This is a genomic window from Kitasatospora sp. NPDC091257, assembly GCF_044757675.1.
In the GTDB taxonomy this organism is placed as follows: domain Bacteria; phylum Actinomycetota; class Actinomycetes; order Streptomycetales; family Streptomycetaceae; genus Kitasatospora; species Kitasatospora lactacystinica.
Genome location: NZ_JBIVVI010000826.1, coordinates 1 through 4,191, shown reverse-complemented (window position 1 = coordinate 4,191; position 4,191 = coordinate 1). Strand labels below are relative to the sequence as shown.

Annotated in this window: 1 protein-coding gene; it reads right to left on the bottom strand. The window is 73.9% G+C overall.

What is annotated here, in order from left to right:
• Positions 1-4,152, bottom strand: a 4,152-nt coding sequence (locus ACIQOV_RS30320) for an SDR family NAD(P)-dependent oxidoreductase (protein WP_401053797.1), incomplete at its 3' end; no start/stop codon positions are given.
• Positions 4,153-4,191 lie beyond the last annotated feature (39 nt).

Sequence of the window (4,191 nt, the reverse complement as noted above, 5' to 3'; positions counted from 1 at the left end):
CTCCTCCGGCGACCCCACCCCACCCGGCAACCGGCACCCCATGCCCACGATCACCACCGGATCGTCCGACACCGACACCGCGGGCACCACCGGTGCCGCCGACGCCACACCCTTTGCCGCACCGGAGAGTTCGGCCGTGAGATGGTCGGCGAGGTCGGCCGGGGTGGGGTGGTCGAAGACGAGGGTCGCGGGCAGCCGCAGGCCGGTGGCGCCGGCGAGGCGGTTGCGCAGTTCGACGGAGGTCAGGGAATCGAAGCCGAGGTCGCGGAAGGCGAGTCCGGGGGTGATCGCGGCGGCGTCGGAGTGGCCGAGGACGGTGGCGGTGTGGGCGGCGACCAGGGACAGCAGGTCCGACGCGGGGGCCTTCGGCGTCGGCAGGGTCTGCGGCATCGAGAGGTCGGCCGTGGTCAGCGCGGGACGTCCGGCAGCCAGCGCGGTGTCGAACATGGCCAGGGCGCGTTCGAGGCCGATGGGGCGGATGCCCTTGCGGGCGAGGCGTTGGCGGTCGGCCGCGGTGAGGTGGGCGGTCATGCCGCTCTCCTGCTCCCAGTAGCCCCAGGCCATCGACACGGCGGGCAGTCCGAGGGTCTGCCGGTGTGCGGCGAACGCGTCGAGGTAGGAGTTCGCGGCCGCGTAGCCGGCCTGGCCGGCGTTGCCGAGTACACCCGCGGCCGCGGAGAACAGCACGAAGGCGGCGAGGTGGTCCTCGCGGGTCAGCTCGTGCAGGTTCCAGGCGCCGTCGACCTTGGGACGCAGCACCCGGTCGAGCTGCTCCGCGGTCAGCCGTTCCATGACGGTGTCGTCGAGCACGCCGGCCGCGTGGACGACGGCGGTGAGCGGATGCTCGGCCGGGATCGAGTCCAGTACGGCCGCCAGCGCCTCCCGGTCCGCGACGTCACAGGCCACGACCCGCACGTCGACGTCCCCTTGCGGCTCCAGGTGCGGCACCGCGCCGCCGCCGCGGCTGACGAGCAGCAGGTGCCGTACCCCGTAGCGGGACACCAGGTGCCGGGCGACGGCCTGGCCGAGGGTGCCGGTGCCGCCGGTGATCAGCACGGTGCCGTCGGGGTCGATCGGCTGGGGGACGGTCAGGACGATCTTGCCGACGTGGCGGGCCTGGCTCATCAGCCGGAAGGAGGCGACGGCCTGGCGGAGGTCCGCGGCGGTGACCGGCAGCGGCTCCAGCGTCCCGTCGGCGACCATCGCCACGGCCCTGGAGAGGATGTCGCCCTGCCGCGCGGGGTCGACGTCGTTGAGGTCGAAGGCCCGGTAGATCAGGCCCTCGGGTGAGCGGACGTCCGTCTTGCCCAGCTCGACGAACCGGCCGCCGTCGGCGAGCAGCCGCAGGGAGGCGTCGGTGAGTTCTCCCGCGAGCGAGTTGAGGACGACGTCCATGGCCGGGAACCGGTCGGCGAACCGGGTGTCGCGGGACGAACCGATGTGGTCGTCCGCCAGTCCGAGGCGCCGCAGGGTGTCCCACTTGGCGGGGCTCGCGGTGGCGAAGACCTCCGCGCCGCTGTTCAGGGCCAACTGGATGGCGGCCATGCCCACACCGCCCGCGCCGGAGTGGACCAGGACCCGGTCGCCGGGGCGCAGTTCGCCGAGGTCGAACAGCCCGTACCAGGCGGTGGTGAACGCGATGGGCACCGACGCCGCCTCGGTGAAGCTCCAGCCGTCGGGGATCGCCGTCAGGAGCCGGTGGTCGGCGACCGCGCGCGGCCCGAAGGCGCCGGGCATCATTCCCGTGACGCGGTCGCCGGGCCGCCAGGCCGTGACGCCGGGGCCGACCTCGAGGACGGTGCCGGCCCCTTCGCCGCCCAACGGGGGCCGGTCCGGGTACATGCCGAGGGTGATGAGCACGTCGCGGAAGTTCAGGCCGGCCGCGCGTACGGCGACCCGTACCTGTCCGGGTTCCAGCGCGGCCTCTTGCCAGGGCAGCAGGGCCAGGTCGTCCAGTTGCCCGGTGCCGGACTCGCTCAGCCGGTACGCGCCGTCGGGGGCGGTCGGTTCCGGCGCGTACCTGGCCTGCCGCGGCACGAGGACGCCTTCCTGGCGCAGGGCCAGTTCGGTTTCGTCGCCGGCTGTCCTGGCGGCCCGGACCGCGTCCTCCTCGGACACGTCGCCCATGTCGACCACGACGAACCGGCCGGGGTGCTCGGCGGCGGCGCTGCGGACCAGGCCGCGTACGGCCGCGCCGGCCACGCCGCGGGTCAGGACGGCCAGGCGTGCGGCCGCCCGCTCCGGCTGCCCGGCCAGGAAGTCCTGGACGAGCGCGCGGGCCCGCTGGACGAGGGCGTGCACGGAGTCCGCGTCGGCTTCCGCGGTGAGTACCGGGCTCGGCACCACCTCGGTCGGTGTGCTCGCGGTGAGCGGCACCCACTGGGTGTGCAGCACCGCGGCCCGGGTCTCGGCGGCCGGACGGACGGTCAGCGCGGTGATGTCCGCGACCGGGTTGCCGGACAGGTCGGTCAGTGTCGCGCGGTAGGTGCCGGTGCCCGTGCGGACCAGGTGGACCCGGGCGGACGACACACCGGTGGTGTGCACGGCGACGCCGGAGAAGGAGAACGGCAGCCGGACCCGGGTGTCGGGGCTGAGCAGGATCAGCGGCTGGAGTGCGGCGTCCAGGAGCGCTGGGTGGATGCCGAAGCGGGCGCCGTCGGGGACGGACACCTCGGCGTACAGTTCGTCCTCGCCCCGCCACAACTTCCGCACGCCCCGGAACGCGGGTCCGTACTGGTATCCGAGTCCGGCGAGGAAGGCGTAGAACCCTTCGGGGTCCACGGGTTCGGCGTTCCTCGCGGGCCGGTCGAGGCGACCGGCCGTCACCTGGCCGCCGAGGGTTCCGGACGCGTGGCGGACCCAGCCGTCGCCGCCCTTGGAGTGCACGGTGACCGGGCTGCGGCCGGCGTCGTCCGGGGCGCCGACCGAGACCTGGATGTCCGTGGGTGTGTCCGAGAGCGCGAGGGGCAGGTGCAGGACGAGGTCGTCGAGGGTCCCGCCGGCCAGGGTGGCGAGTTCGAGGAAGGCGGTGCCCGGCAGCAGGACCGTACCGTCGACGGCGTGGTCGGCCAGCCAGGGGTGGGTGCGGGTGGAGACGCGCCCACTGTGCACGGTGCTCCCGTCGGGCAGTTCGACCGTGGTGCCCGCCAGCGGGTGCCCAGTGGCGTGGTCGCCGGCCGCGGGGGTGAGCCAGTAGGTGCTGCGCTGGAAGGGGTAGTGCGGCAGCCTGACGCCGTGCGGGCGGTCGTGCGGCCAGGTCACGGCGACGCCCTGGACGTGGAGGCGGGCCAGGGCGGTGTGGAATTCCCCGATGGCGCCGTGGTCGCGGCGCAGGGTGCCGGTCGCCACGCCGCCGTCCAGGTCCTGCACCAGCACCGGGTGCGGGCTGACTTCCACGAACACCTCGTGGCCGTCGGCGGTGAGCCGGGCGGTGGCCAGGTCGAACCGTACGGGTTCGCGGAGGTTGCGGTACCAGTAGCCGGCGTCGAGGGCGGAGGTGTCGACCGGCTCGCCGGTGACCGTGGAGTAGAACGGGATCGCCGCCGAGTGGGGCGTGATGTCGGCCAGGTCGGTGAGCAGGTGCTCCCGGACCGCCTCGACCTGCGCCGAGTGCGCCGCGTAGTCGACGGGGATGGCGCGGGCGCGGATGCCGTCCCTGGCGCAGGCTGCCAGCAGTTCGTCCAGCGCGTCCAGGTCGCCTGACACGACGACGGTCGAGGCGGAGTTGACCACCGCGACGGTGATCCGGTCGCCCCAGGGGCTCAGGTAGCCGGCGGCGTCGTCCGCGGACAGCGCGACCGAGACCATGCCGCCGTGTCCGGCCAGGGTGACCAGAGCTTTGCTGCGCAGGGCGACCACCTTGGCGGCGTCGTCCAGGGACAACGCCCCCGCCACGTACGCCGCCGCGATCTCCCCCTGCGAATGCCCCACGACCGCATCCGGTCCCACACCATGCGCACGCCACAGCTCCGCCAGCGCCACCATCACCGCGAACAGGGCCGGCTGCACCACATCCACCCGCTCCAACGACCCACCGCCGGTCAGCACCCCCACCAACGACCAATCCGTGTACGGCGCCAACGCCGCCTCACACGCATCGATCACCTCCCGGAACACCGGCTCCGAGGCGTACAACTCCCCGCCCATCCCCACCCACTGCGCACCAATCCGTGTACGGCGCCAACGCCGCCT